Raw genomic sequence first — 19,421 nt, 5'->3', positions numbered from 1 at the left:
TGGTTCGATAGCAATACAGACTCTGAGTTAAAAGGGGGAGTCTACTGCTGCTACATTGTCGCTGCACGGTGTGGGCAGATCTCAAACTTGCAGCTAAAGGGGGCGAAATAAATGTGTCTATGAGAAATGAGATTAGCACTGCCATGAGCACCAGTAAAATGAGTAAGCTCATTAAAAAAACGCTGAAACAGAAGCTTGCGGTACTTGTTCCAGATTGGAACGGTCGTGTGCTGGATGTACCTGCGTTAGGCGAAATGTTGGCGGGGCCTTGTGCCGTCGTTGCGTTTGCCGAAGAAGTGCCGAAGTCTGCCTGGGCGGGATACCGACGGATTATAAAAATCTCACCATACGCTCGTCCGGAAAATGGTGGCGCTGAACAAGTGGAAGCTTGGTCAGCCCTTCTAATCGAAGGGTTGCACCAGGTAAGACTGATTGACGAAGAAGGTGGAGCCTTCACCTGCATCTATCTGGGTTCTTCAGATAGTGATCGGGTGGATGCAGGGTCTGCCATGCTTACACGCAGTCTACGGTTTGGGGTGTATGTTCCCGAAGACTCGGGAGCTTCTCTCGCTGAATCAGAGGATGCATGGTTAGCTGCGCTTCAAGGCTGGACACAGCTGGAACTTGGCTCGAACTGGTCGGTGTATGGAGATGTCTGGCCTGGTGGGTACGAGAAGCCGTCTGTGTTATGGCGATTGGCTGGATGCAGCACGTCTGTGGCGGGCACTTCGGCATTGGAGGTTCGACAACAGTGGATTGGGCATGTGCTCACCGATCATTCGGTGTTAACACGTCAGACCGTTACTCGGTTGGCCCGGCAACTGGTAGTGCAATCTCGTCTTGCCATCACTGAAACGGGTGGCGAAGAGCACGAAGGTAACACAAGGTATGTGACGGTGGATGAGGTCACGGCAGATCTGCAGACGGATGCATATCTGAATGGTCAGATTCGCCTTACGTTGCAACAGCGGATTCGTCGTCCGGGTACGAATGTACCTTTCATTCGTGAGATCCACCATAGCAAAGGTATGGAGTAAACGTTAGCCCAGAGGAACTTCAGTTTAAAGGTTGGTTCCAGATTATAGCTTTGAGTAGATTGCTTTAGCTTCAACATTATAGCTTCAAATTCATAGGTTCATAGGATCAAAAATTCATAGATCAAGCTTAAAGTTCATCGTTTAACGAAATTAGTAGTCCAACAAATGAGGTGAGATGGCAATGGCAAGCTCAGTGAAAAAAAGCAAACAGACAGCCCCGCGGTATACACGGGCAGAACTGATGAATCATGCAGAAGCCCTCTTTGCCGTTAAGGCAGAGGTGCTGTACGGTGCGCTGTACGAAGCGGCGCAAGAGACGTTTTCCATTGAAGAAACGCAGGAACGAATTAACCAATTTATGAAAGCGAAGGTGAAGGGATAATGGCAGGTGGAAATTGGGAGCAAACAAATCGTCCGGTCCTTCCGGGCTTATATATGAATTTTCAGGCGGTAGCATCTTCGGCCATTCAAGCGGGTACGCGGGGAACCGTCGTTGTGCCGATCAAGGCCAACTGGGGTCCGGTAGGGACTTTTGTTGAAGTAGGGAGCGAAGCGGCGATTGAACGTATTTATGCGGCGAATGTGCTGGACAACGGTACGGCTTATACGTCCTTGAAACTTGCCTTGTTGGGTGGTCCGAAGAAGTTACTCGCTTATCGGGTAGCAAGTGCTGCGGCCAAAGCAGCTACGCTTACTTTGAAGGACAGCAGTGATGCCAATGTTCTGCAACTGGATGCGAAGTATCCGGGAGATCGTGCAAATGGATTCTACGTCACCATCCAGCCAGGTGTGATTGATAATACGAAACATGAAGTGCGTCTCTTCGAAGGTAACCGGATGTTGTATGCGCTCCTGACAGCGGATATTACAGCAGCTTCTCTGGCAAAAGAGATTAACGCGGATGAGCAAAATGTCTGGGTAACGGCTCAGGCAATTGGCGATGGTGCAGGTGTAGTTGCAACAATTGCGGGTGCGGCATTCAAAGGTGGCGTAAGTGGCAACTATGACCTGACCAATGCAGAATACATTGCTGTACAGGGTGCGCTGGAAGGGGAGCAATTCGACGTCTTGGCTTTGGATCAGGCGGCAGATGCACCTCTGCTTGCTAGTTTTGCGGCATGGGTGAAACGTGTGCGTAGTGAAGGTAAACCGGTGGTGGCTGTATTTGGCGGTTCCGCAGCGGACGACACTTCTGCTTCAGCAGCACAAAAAGCGGCAGCACGTTCGCTTGCGCTCAACCATGAAGGTGTGATTAATGTCGGTACAGGCGTTCGCCTTGGAGATGCATTCTACAGCTCGGCGGAAACGTCCGCCTATGTTGCGGGACTGATTGCCGGACAACGTCTGAACCAATCCACAACCTATGCAGCTACTCCATTCGATGATGTGACACGTCGCTGGACGCGTGCAGAACAGGAGCAGGCGGTACAGAATGGCGTATTTATTTTCTTCCATGATGGACGTCAGGTGAAAGCGCTTCGCGGTGTAAACACACTGGTAACGCCAGCCGCTGGACAGAATAATGCGTGGAAAAAAATCCGTTCCATTCGTGTGTTGGATGCGATCAACACGGATTTGCAGCGCTCCGCGGAAGATACGTATATCGGTAAAGTGAACAATACTGAAGAGGGTCGTCAAGCACTGATTAGTGCCATGAAGGCCTATTTGGCGTTGCTTGCACAGAGTAATGTGATTGAAGCTGACGGTTATGATGTCATTCTTGACCCGGCGTATTATGGCACGGCACCAGTTCTCAAACCGGAAGCAGATCAGGTATTCCTGCAATGGAATGTGAAGCTGACGGATGTGATGGAGCAGTTGTTTGGTACATTTTACGTGCAATAAGGTTGTGTGCGAGGAAAGAACAGTTTTTTAGAATAATTACTATATGTTGAACTGATGGTTTACACGATAACAGTGATCGGAAGATTGTTCTGACTGCGGAGTTATATCGTGTAATATTTATTAGTTTAACGAACCCAAGGAGGAAAATATATGTTGGATGCGTCAAGAGTAATTCTCGGTACCCATGGTCAGCTGCATATCGATGGTATGTGGCAGACAAACATTAACAAGTTGGAAGCGAGTGTGGAGATTGAAAAGCGTGAGCTGAACCTGGTCGGTAACGACTGGAAAGTGCATAAAAACGGCGCGAAAAAAGGAACAGGCACGATGACGGGCTACAAAGTCACTTCGGATATGATCCAGCGCGGCTTCACCAAATTCGAGATTATTTCCAAGCTGAACGACCCTGAATCGTATGGACATGAGAGTGTATTGCTGAGAGGTTGCATGGTGGATAAAATTCAGCTTGCCAACTGGACAGCCGGCGAAGAAGTACCTGAGGAAACAGGTTTTACGTTTGAAGGATTTGAATTGCTGAATCCGATTGTGGCGAACTAAGCTTTGAAATAGGTACGTGATTGGGCTAGTTTGCTCAAGCGTGATTGCATAGTTACTTCATATAATACAGACACCAATGCGGGCCGAGATGATCTCGGTCTCTTTGTTGTCTCTACAGGCTTGGAAGCTGGCATAGATAAACCCATTTATGAAATAAGAAGGAGATAACACCCGATGAGTATGAATGAAAATATGTCCGAAGAACAGATTTTGGATCAGTTGTTTGAAGCAGCAGAACGTTTGCCAGAGGAGAATGTGCGCATTCAGCGTCTGGATCTGCTGTTGACCTTGCGTGGACTGACGTCCTCCAAAGTGGATCACATTCGCGAACGCTGTACGATTCGAAAAACGACCAAAGGCCGCACCGAGGAAAAGGTGGACACCGAAACGTTTAACGCGCTGCTCATTTCCGAAGCAACGGTGAAATTGAAAGTCCGCAGCCTAGAGTTGTCCGGCTGGGGAGACACCCGCATTACAGGCCGTATGAAGTTGTCCGGTGGCGAACAGGCGGTACGTCGTATGTTGCTCGCTGGTGAATTGGATGCTGTAGGCGATAAAGTGCTGGAGCTGTCCGGCTTCGGTGTGGAGATTGAAGACCTAAAAAACTGATTCACTCCGGCGGGATGACCACGTTCCTGTATCACATGTGGGTGCGTCATCATCTCCGGCCCGGAGAGTTCTGGTCTTTGCCACGCGGGGAACGCTCGCTGTTAATTGCGTTCTCGGAAGAGGAAATGTCAGCGATAACTTCGCAAATGAATCGATAACAATATAGGGCAGGAGGTGAAAAAATGGCAGAAATGATTGTAGGTCTATCCAAATCCAATGCGGAAATGCGGACAACCCTTCGTTATCTGGATCAGATCCAACGCTCAACGGAACGTCTGGGCAGAGTTCGTTATCAGAGTCTGATTAAGGTGAACAATGAGCTGAGAACGACAGGACGCAGGTTGGAGCATATTTATAGTATGGCTGTGCGAATCAGCAGGCTGCGAATCACACCGACGATTGGGTTGATTGATAAGCTGAGTCCGGCACTGGATCGCGCATGGGTTAAACTGAATAAATTCAGGGACCAGATGGTTACGGCTTCGGGAACAGTATCCCTTGAAGTTCGGCAGAAGATTGAAGTGGCGATGGGTAAAGGAGGGGCTTCGGGTCCAACTATGGCTGTCGTGATTCAAAACAACAAAAATATCACTAATGCTACGAAGGAAGAAGATCCTAAGAGTTGGTTGGATAAATGGATTTTTGACCCTGCCGACAAGATTAATAGTTTGTTTGATGTATTTAATAACGTTAAGGGAATATTTGATAAATTCAAAAAGAAAAAAGAAGATAATCCTGCATCAGATCCAACCAGAAGTCCAGCATCCAAATGCTGCTGTTGCACAGGTGGAAAGATGGGCAAAAACCGTAGAGTTCGTTCACCGAATGCGGATGGTGGTGGATCAGATCGTGGAAGACGAAATTACCGAAGTGGTAGAAGGTCTAGTAATCGTTCGAACCGGGGCCCATCACCAGTACCCAATCCTGTACCTGATACTCCAACTCCTCCGGCCAATCGCAACCGTAATAGGGGAGGCGGTAGAAGAATACGAGGAAGCGGTAGATTAGGATTTGCGGATGGTGGATTGGGATCTTTAACCGACATGCTGGCTGGTAATGGATTGATGGATAATTTAAGTAGTGGCTTTGCCAAAGGAGCAAAAAGGTTGCTCGGACCCATCAGCATGCTTGCTGATGTTGCGAATGTAGCGACAGCGCCCCCGGAAGAGCGTGGCCGAGCTGTGGGTTCGATGATTGGCGGCACAGCAGGTACTGCGATTGGTAGCGCCATCGGTAGCGTTCTTTTGCCTGGCATCGGAACATGGGTTGGTGGTGCAGTAGGTGGTTGGGCTGGAAGTGCAGCAGGCGGCTGGATTGGAGACAAAGCGAAGGATATTGGAAACTTTATGTCTAGTGCTACCGAGGGTGTAGGGGATGCATTGTCGGGTGCAGCTGATTATGTTTCTGAGAAAACAAAAAAAATCACGGATGGCATATCCGGCTTCTTTGGATTTGGTTCCAAAAAAGAAGAAAAGACGGTCTCGGCAGCAACGGTGGCTGCACCGTCTCCAGTTGCAACAGGCCCGCAGATGCCACCTGCCTATATTCCATCGGCACTGAATATGACAGGCCCAGCGGCATATATGAACAGCAAGGTCAGTCAGCCTACCTCTGCTGGATTCATGGGAACAAGCATGATGCAGAACCAAGCAATGGCGCTTGGTAACGGTGCGCAGACGAATGGAAAATCGTCCACGATGACGGTACAGATATCCGAAGAACAGATGAGCAGCCTGTCCGGATACTTGAAGGATTTCAAAACCGAAACTACCAATCAGATTGCGATCAATATTCCACCAGGTGCGGTGCAGGTGACCGTGCGCGAAAATGCGATTGATTATGACGCAGTTTCTCACCAGGTGGGGCAACGGATCTCTAACGAGTTCCGCCGTGCGATGCAAAATCGCAAAACAATTATGGCCTAAGCAGAAAGGAGGCCGCAGATATGTCAGTACTTGAAGATAAAGTTGGTCCTAACAAAATGTCATTTACGTTGAAGGACGGCAACACTCCATTTCAATTCCCAGTGAACCCTGAAGAAGTTAATATTTCTAGGTCTAAGGGATATGAAACGGTCAATATGTTGGAGCATGGCGAGTTTGATTTTGCACAAGGGGAGAAGGTGAAGGAGATCACTTTCTCTTCTTTTTTTCCCAAAAGATTTGATCCGTCCTATTGCATGGATGAAAAATCTTTTCTAGATCCACGTGTGGCGATGAATGTGCTGAACACCTTTCTGATCTCCAAAAAGCCGCTGCGTTTCATCATTTCAGAGACGGGCGTGAACGTGCCTGTTTTTATTGTTTCGCTTAATTCGAGCTTTCGTGGGGGGGAGACAGGAGATATTTACTTCGACCTGACCCTGCGCACATGGCGGGATTCCAAGGTGGAGAAGGTCGGTTCTGCGGCATCCGGGGGCAAGTCAGGTTCTCGTACCGATTTGAAAAAGAGTAGCAAGACCTACACCGTCAAATCTGGCGACTCCCTGTCCAAAATAGCAAAGCTTGAGCTGGGTAGCAGTTCCAAATGGAACGAGATCTACAAGCTCAACGCAAAGATCATCGGGAGTGATCCGAACCGGATCAAGCCCGGACAAAAGCTGGTGATGCCATGACCTACAAGGTCATTGTCGACGACAAATACGACATCACCAAGTTGGTGGAGACGATTACGCTGAAGGACTCGCTGGACCAGATTGCCTATCAGGCCAACATCCGGCTGGCGGTGTCTGCATCTTCCGGTCTGCCTTCGATCTCACCGGGCATGATAGTGCGGATTAGCGGGGTTCCTTTTGGCGAAAAATATATGGTTCATCTGCTGCATCCTGCGGTCATCTGGGAGGTGGAAAGCTCGAACAGCGGCACCAAGCGGCTGTCTCTCACGGTGTACGACCGAATGATATATCTGGAAAAATCGGAGGACGAGTTCCTGCTGCCGAAGGATCAGACGGCTACGCAGCGACTTAAAACCTACGCCAAAGAGTGGAAGATTCCATACGCTACATTGCCAGAAACCAAGACAAAGCTGGGAAAAGCCGTGTATCGGTCACAGACGATCTTCTCGATGATGTTTGCCGATCTGAAAGAAACGGCGAAGTCCGGCGGGGAAATGTACCATCCACGGATGACACCTGGTGGGCTGCAGCTATTCAAGATCGGAAGTAATGCAAAGGTGTATGAACTTGATCGACTAATTGATCTGACCCAGATGCGTACGCTCGAAGGGGCGGTTACCAAAGTTAAAGTGATGGCAGCGTCGGAGTCACCGAGTGGCAAAGAAGTTCCTTCCAAAGTGCTTGCAATTGAGCAGAATGGTGTGGAAGAACTGGGCACATTGCAAAAGCTGGTAGAGGACGATCAGGTGAAATCGACAACTGCCGCGAAAAAACTGGCGAAAAGTCATCTGACGGGTATTCAGGAGACCTTTACGATATCGGCACCGGATATCAATACGATTCGCGCCGGGGACGCAGTGTTGTTGAAAGGACTGAAGCTAATCGTCATGTCGGTCAGCCGTGATCTGTCTGCCGGACCTGGAATGATGACGTTGGAACTGGGGACAGCCGAGCTGGTGAAAAGGAGGTATTACCTTGAATAAAGATGATCCGTATGGGCATTTTGCCGACGTCATGCGGGGTGCGATGAGTACACATTCTCGTCAGGCCGTGAGCGGGCTGGGCGCGGTACTGGGTACGATGACATCGTCCGGCGTGAAGCTGGATGATTTCAAGCACGAAGTGCAGGACTATCTCGTGGCCGAGTTGCCGGGCACGCTTGGACTGCCGGAGCGCGAGGCTGCTGGCGCGATTTCCGGTATACCTGACGTGGCAAACGGCGGAACGACGGGCACGGGACGGTTTCTTTTGCAAGAAGAGGAAGTGGAAGAAACGGTGTTGTCTCTTGGCAAAGGTCTGAAAGCGGGAGATCGCGTACTGGCGATGCGGGTGAATGGCGGTAACGACATTGTGGTGCTGTGTAAGGTGGTGAGCGCTCATGCCTAGTTTGTTCCCGGAAACGGGTGTGGTATGGGGAGATGAGGAAGATCTGTCGGGGGCGGATTCGGAAGAGGTACGCTTTGGACGGAGCTGGCGATTCGATTACGATGCAGGGGATTTTGTATTGACCCCGAGTGGCAAAGTAGCTGCGGCGGGTGCGCATGAAGCCTGGGTGCAGTGGTGTATTAAGGCAGTGAAAACGCCACGGTACAGACATGTGATTTACTCCCGGAACTATGGTTCGGAGCTGGAAGATCTGGTAGGGCAGGGTGATAGCCGGGGTGTGATGGAAAGTGAGATTACCCGGATGGTGACGGAGACGTTGCTGGCTGATCCACGCACGGATTCGGTAGACCAGTTCACGTTTGATTGGAATCGGGAGCAGTGCATGTTCTCGTGTCGGGTGGCGAGTGTGCAGGAAGAGATGTTTATTCTGGAAAGTGAGGTGATCTGACGGGATGGCTGAGATTCCGCGTTATTTGGAGGACCAGACGGAGGAACAGATTATGCAGCGTATGCTGGATCGTCTGCCCGCGGATCTGGATAAGTCGGAAGGATCGTTTCTGTGGGATGCGGAGGCTCCGGTTGCGTTTATGCTGTCTGAAGCGGCATTGTGGGCGCAGGAATTACTTCGGCGAGGGTTTGCTAGTACTGCGGCGAGCAGTGATCCGAATTTTCGTTCGGAAGAGCTGGATCTGCGGGCAGGAGAGCACGGCATCACGCGGCGGGCTGCTGTGGCGGCACAAGGTGCAGTGAGGTTCATGGGTACGCCGGGGAAAGTTGTGCCTGTGGGCACGGTCGTGGCTACGCTCGCGGATGAAGTATCTGCTGAAGCTTCGCTCGAATATGAGACGGTGGGGCGTGTGGAACTGGATGCAGAGGGCTCCGGGGTGGTAGGCGTACGAGCGCTTGTTGCCGGAAAAGAAAGCAATGTGCCTGCGGGCACGGTAACTGTGCTGTCTACACCTGTAAGTGGCGTGACTTCTGTCACGAACGTTGAGGTGATCAAAGGCGGTGCGGATATTGAGGCCGATACGGCGCTGTTGGAACGCTTTTATGCCAAAGTCCGCAACCAAGGGACAAGCGGTAATAAATCGCAATATGTGCAATGGGCCAGTGAAGTACCAGGTGTTGGTGCAACGCGGGTTATTCCGTTATGGCAGGGACCAGGCACGGTAGGACTATATTTGCTGGACACGGACAAACGTGCTGCGGGTACCGATCTGGTTGCGGCGGTACAGAAGTACGTTGACCCCACGCAAGATGGACAGGGTGAAGGCGTTGCTCCGGCGGGGCCAGTGGTGTCCGTGATGCCAGCCGAGGAAGTTCCGATGAACATTCAGGTGAAGCTGACGTTGGCAAGTGATGCGACACTCGCCGATGTGCGTGCATTGATCGAACGCGGGGTGACCGCGTATCTGAAACAGTTGGCTTTTGCCGATCCACTCGTTCGTTACACCCGCATTGCTGCGATTCTGCTGGACATCCCGCCGATTATCGACTATTCGGAGCTTACCGTGAACGGTGTAAGTGACCAGAATATCGAGATGACCGCGAGTCAGGTGGCCGTGCTGGGGACGGTGGATGTGCATGAGTAGTGTTGTGCAGATGGTGAGGTGTAATGGACGGAAGAAAGATGAGGAAGATTTCCGGGAATGTAGTGGAGAAGGCAGTTTAGGAAGCAAGGAAGCCGTTCAACGGGATGTGTCATGGAAATATTCTAGTCGGTCGGGATACGCTGCTTGTACTAATTTTCCTGCTGCGGTTGAGCCTGTTGTGCCAATTCTGGAAGATTCTCAAGGTAAGCAACGTGACGAGTCTAAGGTTCGCTTATGGCGAGAAGTAAGTCAGGAAGACCCATGGAGTGAGCGAGTTCACGCGAATGTGAAAGGAAAGGAGGATGCTGGTCATGAGTGCTCCTTCTATTGTAGATGTTGGACTGACTAGTGAGAAAGGGCGAGAATTATTCTCGTATTTGCCAAGGTACTATGAGACATCACGCGTGATGCAGGCTAATATGCAGGCCAAAGGCACCGAGATGGATCTGCTATATCAGGCGCTGGATGAGACGTTGGAGCAGTTTTTTGTCCGTACAGCGACGTGGGGGCTGGACTTCTGGGAACAGGAGCTTGGCATTGAGACAGATCGTCTCAAACCTCTGGAGCAGCGGCGTGCGGTGGTGGAGTCGAAGCTGCGCGGGGCCGGGAAGTTTTCGGGCAGGCAGGTTGCGAATGTGGCCGAGGCGTATGCCGGGGGCAAGGTGGATGTAACGTTTCAGCCGGAAGCGTGGAGTTTTACGGTGAGCTTTGTGGATACGATGGGTATCCCGCCTAATATCGATGATCTCAAACGGTCAATTGAAGAACTGAAACCGGCCCATATGACCGTGGAATATGAGTATCGTTATATGATTTGGGACGATCTGGACAGCAAACAGATGACCTGGGATGAACTAGACGCCGCGTCCCTGACGTGGAATGAACTGGAGGTGTGGGCATAATGCCACTGGAAACAGATCGACTGAAATTACCTCTTCCTTTGGGGAATGAGACTGTGACCCGGGAGAGTATTAACGGGATTTTTGAGAAGATTGATGCAGGTGTTGCGACGCAGGCGGATTTGGATACACTTCGTGAAGCGGTGAGTCAGATGGATATTCCCGATGCGTCTTTGACGCAGAAGGGGAAGGTGCAGTTGTCTGATGTTACTAATAGCACTGCAAAAGACAAAGCGGCAACGCCGAGCGCTGTTAAGATAGCATTTGATGAGGCTACCTCGGCAAAGCAGCTTGGAGTTGAGCAAAAAGCGAATGTGGTTGCCGCGCTTAACTCCATAGGTGTATCGGCATCCACATCAGAGTCATGGGCACAGCTTGTCTCAAAGCTAACTACTATCGTCCGGTCTACGGGCAATGCAACAGAAGCACAAGTGTTGACAAGTGTGACATTTAGTAATGAGGCTGGCAACGGCAGAATAGGAACGATGCCTAACCGTTCAGCAGAAAATCATCACATGCCTGCCATAGATTCAACATTATGGGTTGGTGATCGGGTGTTCTTAAGACCACCAACTGGATACTACAACGGTGAGTCATGGGTGACCACACCAACACCCACCCTAATTCCAGAAAACCTACGGCGTGGTGTCTCCACAATTGGGGGTGTTGTTGGTACGTTAGACCCTAGCAATTCGGGTATGGTTCTTGCTCAATATACATCCCATAGAGATAAACCCGTTGATTCTGATCGGCCGTTTGAGTTTACAGTCGTTGAAAAACCAGCAGGGACGAAGCAACTATTCTTATTCCCCAATATCCAATCGTCAACGCCACCCGTATCTTTTTGGGCGCAATATAACGGGACGACAATTTTTACGTATGTCGCCGTTGACAAAAACGGAACTATGTGGAATTTTATGACCTTCTTTGGTTATGGTAATCAAGCAAGAACTTATTTAAACTACCAGTATTTGATCAGCAGTATCGATCGAACGATCCGTACGTTTAGTGGTTCCTATCCCTTCACAGTAGCAAATGCCCCACCAAACTTTGATATGGAGGGTATTGTGAAAATAGTTGGCCGGGCTACGGGGAATACCCCAACAACCAATTTTAATTTCGAATCCAATTATAACTATATTTACGGTTAAGGAGGGACACTTTTGAAAATAGTTTATGAAAAAACAGGTCGAGTCGTTGGTATATACTACGGAGTTAACGACACCATAAAGGGTGATTATAAAGACAGCAAATCAGCAATACCAACCCCCGAAGCGATTCCCAATATGGAGCCAGTCCTGATGTTCAACCCAGAATCGGACAAGCTTTACTACGACTATATTGCCGTAGAGAGTTTAGAAACGAGGTTGTCCAGACTTACCGAAGAAAACAATGCCAATCAATTGGCGTTGATGGAATTACACATGATAATGCTTAAAGCACTTCCTAATGCCGAATAACCTGGCTCGGTTTTTGAACCGTGTGGGTTGAAAGGAGGTAACAATATGTTAGCTGTATACGTAATGATGATTCATAAAGGATTGATCAAGTTGGAGTCTGTACCATTACAAAGCCGTGATAAAGTGGCTGAAGCTCTTGCAGCGGTAGGGATGAACTAGAGCAGAAATATAATGTAACTCGCTTCCAATTATATAACACATAACCTCATGTTCTCGTAATTAGTTTTTGTATATTAATGAAAAGAGTGTAGAAGTTTGGAATACCGATTATGTCTTTTACACAACAGTCCTGAACAGATACTTATATAATTTCAGGATGGGGTGCTATTCAAAAAAATAATTAATCTTAGACATGAATTATTTCACCAGATAAAAAGGAGGTGAACTATGACTACAACAAACCAACTAACTACAGCCATTGCAAAAATACTCTCACAGCGCTTCACGAACATCTCGATCCACCCGTCACCGGGAAATAACAACTCTAATCCAGATACTAAAGGCATCACCTACCGTTTACTATCCGCCCAACTCACCAGGGAACGAAGCGATCGCTTCGTGCAATCTCACGCCTTTGAAATCCGGTGGCTTGATCCAAACGACATCCCGGCAACTCTACCGGACGAACTATTCGAAGCTTTGGAAACCATCGACGTGGAAGGCACGCCCTATCGTGCAACGGAGATGCGTTGGGAGACGGAGAACGATACGCCGCGAATGCTGGTGTACTACACCATGCGAACCACCAAAGTGTCGGAGTCCGCCACTACCATGCAACAACTGGAACAGCGACCTACCGCACTTAAGGCCACAAGATAATAACTATATTAGTTCAACATAACGATGGTTATCCTGTCCTTGTAGTGGTCAGTATAGCTATTTTTTTATTGAACTTAACTAACTGAATGAGGGGATCAGTATGAAAGGAATAGGAGGCGCATTGGCGATGTTTACGAAAAAGGAACAGGATCTTAAAAAAACAGAAACTCCACAGAAAAACAACCACAAATACAGCAAAGCACAGTTCTCCGAATCCCAGCAACTCAGCTTTATCGAGAAAGACATTTTGGCAGCAGTTCTGCTGGAACAACAAACATACACCTTACAAGAAGCACAGCAACACATCCAACAATTTATGAATGGGGAGGCACAATAATGGCTGGAGGAACATGGACGACACAAAACAAGGTACGCCCCGGCGTATATATGAATTTTGCATCAGAGGGCTCATTGCCGGGTACGGTAGGAGAGCGAGGAACGGTGGCTTTGGCCCTTCCATTGTCGTGGGGGCAAACAGGCTCAATCCTGACGGTACAAGCAGGTGAAGATGTACAAGCCAAATTGGGCTATGACTGGACAGCACCTCAATTACTGCTGATTCGTGAAGCTTTGAAACGTGCGCAGACCTTGCTTCTTTACCGACTCAATGCAGGGACCAAAGCCAAGGCAACCTTGGACAAACTGACAGTGACAGCCCAACACGGCGGCGTACGTGGTAATGATCTGGCTGTTGTAATCTCCACCAATATCAATGAACCGGAACAATTGGATGTCTCCACTTTGCTTGCGGGTAAAGAAGTGGACAAACAAACTTCGTCCACCATCGAAGCTCTGGAATCCAACGCATACGTTACATTTACTGGTGAAGGGGCACTCACAGCTACAGCATCACTTCCACTAACAGGTGGATTGGATGGCACAGCAACGAACCAAGAGCATTCCGATTTCCTGACCAAGCTGGAAGTACTGGATTTTAACACGGTCGGTCTGATTTCAGACGATGCCACACTCAAGTCAGTCTACACAGCCTACATCAAGCGCTTACGTGATACTGAGGGTAAGAAAGTGCAACTGGTTCTGTCCGATTATCCGGCTGCAGATCATGAAGGCATTATCAGTGTCAGTAATGGTGTTGTGCTCGCAGATGGTACGGTCCTGTCACCAAAACAAACCGTAGCATGGACTGCCGGTGCAACAGCGGGTGCTAACCTGAATGAATCTCTGACGTTCCGTGCGTATGACGATGCCGTGGATGTGAACGGACGGCTGACACATACCGAGACAGAGGCGGCACTGCAGAGCGGCGAGTTTGTCTTTACCGCGAGCAGCAACCGCGCGGTGGTGGAGCAGGATGTAAATACGTTCCGTTCGGTGACACCGGATAAGGCACGTCATTTTGCCAAAAACCGTGTGGTGCGTGTACTCGATGGCATCGCTAACGATATGAAACGGATTTTCGAGTCCTATTACATCGGCAAGGTGAACAACAACGAAGATGGGCGCAGCCTGTTCCGTTCCCAATGTGTTACTTACCTCAAGCAGCTTCAGGATATTGGGGCGATTCAAAATTTTGATTCCAAAACAGATATCACTGTTGCTCCGGGCAATGAAACCGACAGTATTCTGATCGAGATTCAGGTCCAACCTGTGGATTCCGTTGAAAAAGTATATATGAAAGTGAAGGTGGTTTAAGATGGCATTTTTGAAAGCAAGTGACACGATCTCCGGCCAGGAAGGCCGCGCATACGCAACGATTAACGGACAGACGGAAGAAATGTTCTATGTGAAGACGCTGGAAGCAACGGTGGAGAAACAAAAAGCAGAGGTCAAAACCTTGGGCCGCCGCGGCGTACAGCACAAAGCAACCGGTTGGTCCGGTTCGGGTTCCATGACAATCTTTTATACCACTTCCCGTTTCCGCGAGCTGATGCTCCAGTACATGCAGAATGGTGTGGACACGTACTTCGACATTGAAGTGACCAACGAAGATCCTTCGTCTACGATTGGCAAACAGACGGTGACCCTCAAAGGCGTCAACCTCGACAGTGTAATCATGGCATCTCTGGATACCGAGGCGGAGGCATTGGAGGAAGAAGTGAGCTTTACCTTTGAAGATGTCGATATGCCTGTATCGTTCAATTTACCGAAGTAATTTATCGTGAAATCCTAATTCTTTAAGATTCATAAAGAGTATAAATTAACAGTGGGTTTGTAAAAGAAACCTGTTCAACTTGCCTGTGTTACGGGCTATTTGGCGTGTCAAAATATTGTTCTTCGCCGCTTCGTGCGGCGGGGGACCTAACTTTAGAGGAGGAACAATACATGAGTGGACTGAGTATGTTTTTTGCCCAAAATGCAGCAACAGATACAACGGAGGAGTTTACCGTATCCCCCCGATTTAAAGATGAGAAAGGTGAGCCCGTTGCCTGGAAACTGCGCAGCATGACTGAGGACGAAAACCAGGAATGCCGCAAGGCAGCTACCCGCAAAATTAAGGGCAAGAACGGTGTCTACACACCCGACATCGATGCGAATGATTACATGGCTCGTCTGATGACGGCAAGTGTCGTTTATCCCGATTTGAAAAACGCAGAACTCCAACGTTCATATGGCGTGATGGGGGCGGAATCGCTTTTGCGGAAAATGCTGTTGCCTGGGGAATTTGCTTCGCTTGGTGAACAGGTCCAGAAGCTGAACGGCTTCAATCAGGATATGAACGAACTGGTGGATGACGTAAAAAACTAATTATAGAGGGCGATTCTGAAGCCAATCTGGCTTATTACGCTCTCCATGAATTAAACATTTTGCCGCATCAGCTAATGGCCTTCTCCATGCGAGAACGAGCAGCGATCTATGCAATGATCTCCATCCGGGTGGAGGAAGAGAAGAAAGAACGGGCCAAAAATCGCACCCGGAAGAAATAAAAAGGAAAGGAGGGAGAAATGAATGTATGCCATGTTTGCAAGACTGTACCTTACTTCAACACGTATAGTAACGCAATTTCAACAATTACCTGCTGCTATAAGTACCATGTTTAATTCTGCTCGACTGAACAGTATTGCAATGGCATCCAAATTGCTACAGGGCGTATCCGAGGAACAAGCCAAAGTGAACGCCGCTTTTGCAGAAGGAGCCGGGCGTGTAAGAGCCTGGATCAGCATGATGAAATCAGCAGGACAAGCGGTTCTTGTTCCAGCAGCACAAGAAGAGGATCTGAAGCATCGCTATATGGCTGCTACGGGTGACGATGCTCAGGGGGAGATGATCTTCAATCGCTACCGTGCGGAAGCTTTCAAGAGCGGACAGAATGTTACGGATGCTTTGAAAGGCACACTATCTCTTATTCCGTATGCACAGAATACCGACCAAGTTGATCAACTGAGGGATATGACTAAACGGTTGAGCTTGCTTTCTCCAGATGGAAAAAGTATGTCAGATGCATCCAGTGCCTTGGTTGCTGCCATGAACGGAAACAATGGTGAACTCGCCAATTCTTTTAACATTCCTGTTGGAGCACTAAGCGGAGCGGGTCTGCAGCAAACTATCGATTCATCCAATTTGGATGAGTTTATACAAAAGCTTGATGTCATTTTGCAAAAGCAAGGCTATACCCAACAGGCTTTTGACACCATGCTGGATTCACCCTTGCAGAAGTGGAATGCACTGGTGAATCAGTTTAATGGGGTTCTCGGCCAGATTGGACAGGTAGCTCTTGTTGCCTTGACGCCTCTACTAGATCGATTAAATGAGGCATTTGCCAATGGTGAATTCACTGGCATTATTGAATGGCTTAGCAATGCATTTACGGTTGCGGCAAACGCGCTGACGATGCTGGTAAATGGCATTCTGTATATAGCAAGTGTGATCCAACAAAACTGGGATATTATTCAGCCGATCCTTATGGCGCTTGCGCTTGTGGCTCTGGCTTTGGTCATTATCCAAGTTTACAGTTTGGTTACAGCCTGGTTATTACTGAATTTGCCTATTCTGCTCGTCATTGCTGCCATCGCAGCTGTTATCGGTATTTTAAGCATGATGGGAATATCGGGAACTGAGATTTTGGGAGCAATTATCGGTACATTTATGCTGCTTGGAGAAATGGTAAGGGTTGTGATTGCCACGATGTGGAATCGATTTGCTATATTCGCAGAGTTCATAGCCAATGTCTTCAAAGACCCATTCTATGCATTCCAAAAATTGCTTTACGATTTGGGAATGTTCGGGATGCAGATATTTTACAATCTTATTGTAGGAATTGAGGACTTTCTGGGCAAAGCGATGGGGGCAATTGGGAAGGTAGCTTCCTTTATTAATGATATCTTTGGTACAAATTTAGCTGTCATGTCCGAAGCCGATATCAACATTGCTAGTAAAAACGTCAAGGGTTGGATGGATACATTGAAATCATTTGAGCCACAGAGTGACAAAGATGTATTCCACATGAATCGAATGGACGGAGAATTCGATCCAAAGGTTTCTGACAAGGGACAAGATGCAGCAAAAAAACTATTATCAAAAATACCTTCTCTGCCTGATCCAAATTCCAAAGAAACAAAATTACCCGGAAACTTCGGCGGCTCAACTCCAAAAACACCTTCCATGCCATCGATGCCAACTGCACCTGCTCCCACCGTTGTTCCCAACAGCAACATGAGTAACATTAACAAAATTAACAATATCGGACAGGTGGACAAGATCGGTGACGTGGAGGGCACAGTGGATGTGACCAGCGAGGACTTGAAACTGATGCGTGAGCTTGCCGAGATGCAGGCTATTCAACGATTTGTTAGTCTGACGCCAACCGTTCAGGTCACCACAGGGGATATCAACAGCGGACATGACGTGGATAGCATCATCAGCAAAATCACCGATGGACTGAACAGTCAGATCGTCTCCAGTGCGCAGGGGGTGTATGGATAAGTGGAATATTATATTCAACTAAGCTTCAATAACCGCTCTGAATACATGTTTTTCCCGGTGACACCTGAGAGCATTGAGTTTTCGGATTCGGGAGACGGTAGTACGTTTAATGTGAGCGCTTTGGGTGAAATTAACGTGATCAAATCGCCGAAGCTGCGTGAAGTCAGTTTCAGCGGGATTTTTCCGGCAGACTACAGCCCGTATCATCTGAACTACGATGCAAGACATCCGGCAATTCAGAAGCAGTTTTACCGTGATCCTTATGAATATGTGAAAAAGATCATCCGTTGGATGCAGACGGGTAGACCCGTCAGATTGTTCTTTTCCAGTGCAAGGTACACCATTAATATGGCTGTTTCCATTGAGAGCTTTGACTGGAAGGAGACTGCGGGTACGGTGGGGGATATCCAGTATGATATCAAGCTGAAGCAGTTCATTTTTTATGCCGCCAAAAAAGTAGTGCCACTCAAGGACAGCAAGGATACGGCTGCTTCGAAAACAAAAACCAAAGCCTCCCGGCCCAATGAAAAAATCCAGCCCAAGACTGTCACACTCAAAGCCGGAGACTCCTTGTGGTCTGTAGCTAAAGCCCATCTGGGAGATGGATCTCGCTGGAAAGAGTTGCAAAAGCTGAATAGCATCAAAGATGCACAACTGAAGAAGCTGCCGATTGGACTTGTGATCAAGCTTCCGTGAAAGGAGAGGGAATATGCAAGAGCAGATCAGGCTGGATGATAAGCTGGCAAACATGAAGGAACGGTTATTGCTGGATGACAAGCAGGGCAACATCTGGGACATTAGCGAAATTGCCGGTGACATTACGTACAAAACCTCCCGCATCGGCAAGCCTTCCTCTCTGGAATTCACGTTGATCAAGGGCAGTCTGTACCAAAATAAGAAATTTACCTATGAGAATGGATATGTCGTGAAATATATCAGCAACGAGGTAGGCATATTTTACGGATATATCTTCTCGGTGGATAACGGCAAGGACGAAAGTGTCAAAATCAAAGCCTACGACCAGACTCGATATCTAACCGCGAATCAGACGTACAAGTTCGTGAACGCAACCGCTACGGATGTGATCAAACGAATTGCCACCGACTTTCAGTTGAAGGTGGGCGAGCTGATCCAGCCGAAATATGTTATTCCGCGCATGTTGTTTGATAACAAAAAGCTGATCGACATGATCTGTGAGGCGCTCGACCGAACGCTGATCTATGGTGGCAAAAACTATATCTTCTACGATGATTTCGGCAAGCTGGTGCTTCGGGATGTGGAAGAGATGCCTTACGGCTTTGTCATTGGGGATAACAGTCTGCTCACAGATTACAGCTATACAAGGTCTATTGATGACCAGACGTATAACAAAATCAAGCTGTATCGGGATAACAAGGATACGGGAAAAAGAGAAACGTTTGTTCATCAGGATTCAGGCAGCATCCGTCAATGGGGGCTGCTTTTTTTGTACCAAAAAGCGGATGATGGCCTGAACGAAGGACAGATTGATGACATGCTGAAAACTCTGATGACCCTTCGCAATCGTGAGACGCAGACATTGAAAGTGGATGCACTTGGTGATTTCAAGGTGAGGGCAGGCAGTTTTGTCAACATCCAGATCGATGAACTGAAGATTAATCAATATTTTCTGGTAGACGAATGTACGCATAAGGTACAGGGAGGCGTGCACACGATGTCGCTGGATTTGAAGGTGGTGTAAC

24 protein-coding genes are annotated in these 19,421 nt (G+C 48.5%); all 24 read left to right on the top strand.

Going from position 1 to position 19,421, the window contains the following annotated elements:
* Positions 1–113: 113 nt before the first annotated feature.
* The 24 genes from CXK86_RS17270 to CXK86_RS17160 all read left to right on the top strand — a co-directional run bounded on the left by CXK86_RS17270 (position 114) and on the right by CXK86_RS17160 (position 19,420).
* Positions 114–1,037, top strand: coding sequence for a hypothetical protein (locus tag CXK86_RS17270; RefSeq protein ID WP_144029804.1), 924 nt, complete (start codon positions 114–116; stop codon positions 1,035–1,037).
* Between the two features lie 181 nt (positions 1,038–1,218).
* Positions 1,219–1,419, top strand: coding sequence for a YqzN/YkzM domain-containing protein (locus CXK86_RS17265; RefSeq protein ID WP_017690177.1), 201 nt, complete (start codon positions 1,219–1,221; stop codon positions 1,417–1,419).
* Entirely contained in the window at positions 1,419–2,882 is a 1,464-nt protein-coding gene (locus CXK86_RS17260) for a phage tail sheath subtilisin-like domain-containing protein (RefSeq protein ID WP_101314149.1), read from the top strand. Before CXK86_RS17265 ends, CXK86_RS17260 begins: the two co-directional genes overlap by 1 nt.
* A 150-nt stretch (positions 2,883–3,032) precedes the next feature.
* Positions 3,033–3,440 carry a phage tail tube protein gene (locus tag CXK86_RS17255; protein WP_101314148.1) on the top strand — a complete coding sequence of 136 codons (408 nt, stop codon included), beginning with the start codon at positions 3,033–3,035 and terminating at the stop codon, positions 3,438–3,440.
* 174 nt (positions 3,441–3,614) lie between these two features.
* The gene (locus tag CXK86_RS17250) at positions 3,615–4,049 is read left to right on the top strand and encodes a phage tail assembly chaperone (protein ID WP_017690174.1); all 435 of its coding nucleotides are present in this window, start codon (positions 3,615–3,617) and stop codon (positions 4,047–4,049) included.
* Positions 4,050–4,084: 35 nt separating this feature from the next.
* Positions 4,085–4,207, top strand: a complete 123-nt coding sequence (locus CXK86_RS32690) for a hypothetical protein (RefSeq protein ID WP_255319811.1) — start codon at positions 4,085–4,087, stop codon at positions 4,205–4,207.
* 24 nt (positions 4,208–4,231) lie between these two features.
* Positions 4,232–5,974 carry a hypothetical protein gene (locus CXK86_RS17245; protein ID WP_101314147.1) on the top strand — a complete coding sequence of 581 codons (1,743 nt, stop codon included), beginning with the start codon at positions 4,232–4,234 and terminating at the stop codon, positions 5,972–5,974.
* 56 nt (positions 5,975–6,030) lie between these two features.
* Positions 6,031–6,663 carry a LysM peptidoglycan-binding domain-containing protein gene (locus tag CXK86_RS17240; protein ID WP_101314200.1) on the top strand — a complete coding sequence of 211 codons (633 nt, stop codon included), beginning with the start codon at positions 6,031–6,033 and terminating at the stop codon, positions 6,661–6,663.
* Positions 6,660–7,646 carry an XkdQ/YqbQ family protein gene (locus CXK86_RS17235; protein WP_101314146.1) on the top strand — a complete coding sequence of 329 codons (987 nt, stop codon included), beginning with the start codon at positions 6,660–6,662 and terminating at the stop codon, positions 7,644–7,646. The genes CXK86_RS17240 and CXK86_RS17235 overlap by 4 nt, the downstream gene beginning before the upstream one ends.
* Positions 7,639–8,049 carry a hypothetical protein gene (locus CXK86_RS17230; RefSeq protein WP_036668841.1) on the top strand — a complete coding sequence of 137 codons (411 nt, stop codon included), beginning with the start codon at positions 7,639–7,641 and terminating at the stop codon, positions 8,047–8,049. Before CXK86_RS17235 ends, CXK86_RS17230 begins: the two co-directional genes overlap by 8 nt.
* Positions 8,042–8,497: a DUF2634 domain-containing protein gene (locus CXK86_RS17225; RefSeq protein ID WP_101314145.1), complete on the top strand. Its 456-nt coding sequence runs from the start codon at positions 8,042–8,044 to the stop codon at positions 8,495–8,497. Before CXK86_RS17230 ends, CXK86_RS17225 begins: the two co-directional genes overlap by 8 nt.
* Before the next feature lie 4 nt (positions 8,498–8,501).
* Complete coding sequence (locus tag CXK86_RS17220; protein ID WP_101314144.1) at positions 8,502–9,641, top strand: baseplate J/gp47 family protein; 1,140 nt, start codon at positions 8,502–8,504, stop codon at positions 9,639–9,641.
* Positions 9,634–9,990 carry a hypothetical protein gene (locus tag CXK86_RS17215; protein WP_101314143.1) on the top strand — a complete coding sequence of 119 codons (357 nt, stop codon included), beginning with the start codon at positions 9,634–9,636 and terminating at the stop codon, positions 9,988–9,990. Before CXK86_RS17220 ends, CXK86_RS17215 begins: the two co-directional genes overlap by 8 nt.
* On the top strand, positions 9,953–10,543 hold the full coding sequence (locus CXK86_RS17210; RefSeq protein ID WP_101314142.1) for a YmfQ family protein: 591 nt from the start codon (positions 9,953–9,955) through the stop codon (positions 10,541–10,543). Before CXK86_RS17215 ends, CXK86_RS17210 begins: the two co-directional genes overlap by 38 nt.
* The gene (locus CXK86_RS31865; protein WP_144029803.1) at positions 10,543–11,691 is read left to right on the top strand and encodes a tail fiber protein; all 1,149 of its coding nucleotides are present in this window, start codon (positions 10,543–10,545) and stop codon (positions 11,689–11,691) included. The genes CXK86_RS17210 and CXK86_RS31865 overlap by 1 nt, the downstream gene beginning before the upstream one ends.
* 12 nt (positions 11,692–11,703) lie before the next feature.
* Complete coding sequence (locus CXK86_RS17200) at positions 11,704–12,000, top strand: hypothetical protein (RefSeq protein ID WP_101314141.1); 297 nt, start codon at positions 11,704–11,706, stop codon at positions 11,998–12,000.
* A gap of 387 nt (positions 12,001–12,387) precedes the next feature.
* Positions 12,388–12,819 carry a phage tail terminator family protein gene (locus CXK86_RS33030; protein WP_101314140.1) on the top strand — a complete coding sequence of 144 codons (432 nt, stop codon included), beginning with the start codon at positions 12,388–12,390 and terminating at the stop codon, positions 12,817–12,819.
* Between the two features lie 127 nt (positions 12,820–12,946).
* Entirely contained in the window at positions 12,947–13,156 is a 210-nt protein-coding gene (locus tag CXK86_RS17190) for a YqzN/YkzM domain-containing protein (RefSeq protein ID WP_076251396.1), read from the top strand.
* Entirely contained in the window at positions 13,156–14,472 is a 1,317-nt protein-coding gene (locus tag CXK86_RS17185) for a phage tail sheath family protein (protein ID WP_076251398.1), read from the top strand. The genes CXK86_RS17190 and CXK86_RS17185 overlap by 1 nt, the downstream gene beginning before the upstream one ends.
* 1 nt (position 14,473) lies before the next feature.
* Positions 14,474–14,932, top strand: a complete 459-nt coding sequence (locus CXK86_RS17180) for a phage tail tube protein (RefSeq protein ID WP_017690162.1) — start codon at positions 14,474–14,476, stop codon at positions 14,930–14,932.
* A 170-nt stretch (positions 14,933–15,102) separates the two neighbouring features.
* A complete protein-coding gene (locus tag CXK86_RS17175) occupies positions 15,103–15,525 on the top strand; it encodes a phage tail assembly chaperone (protein WP_076251400.1) in 423 nt (140 codons plus the stop codon).
* Positions 15,526–15,726: 201 nt separating this feature from the next.
* On the top strand, positions 15,727–17,700 hold the full coding sequence (locus tag CXK86_RS17170; protein WP_076251402.1) for a hypothetical protein: 1,974 nt from the start codon (positions 15,727–15,729) through the stop codon (positions 17,698–17,700).
* On the top strand, positions 17,701–18,396 hold the full coding sequence (locus CXK86_RS17165) for a LysM peptidoglycan-binding domain-containing protein (RefSeq protein WP_036668863.1): 696 nt from the start codon (positions 17,701–17,703) through the stop codon (positions 18,394–18,396). It begins immediately after the preceding gene.
* A 13-nt stretch (positions 18,397–18,409) separates the two neighbouring features.
* Positions 18,410–19,420 carry an XkdQ/YqbQ family protein gene (locus CXK86_RS17160; RefSeq protein ID WP_076251404.1) on the top strand — a complete coding sequence of 337 codons (1,011 nt, stop codon included), beginning with the start codon at positions 18,410–18,412 and terminating at the stop codon, positions 19,418–19,420.
* The last annotated feature ends 1 nt before the right edge of the window (position 19,421 follow it).

Origin of the sequence: Paenibacillus sp. BGI2013 (assembly GCF_002843485.1) — a bacterium.
Taxonomy (GTDB): Bacteria; Bacillota; Bacilli; order Paenibacillales; family Paenibacillaceae; genus Paenibacillus; species Paenibacillus amylolyticus.
Note: the sequence above shows the minus strand (reverse complement) of the source record. Positions and strands in the feature narration are given on the sequence as shown.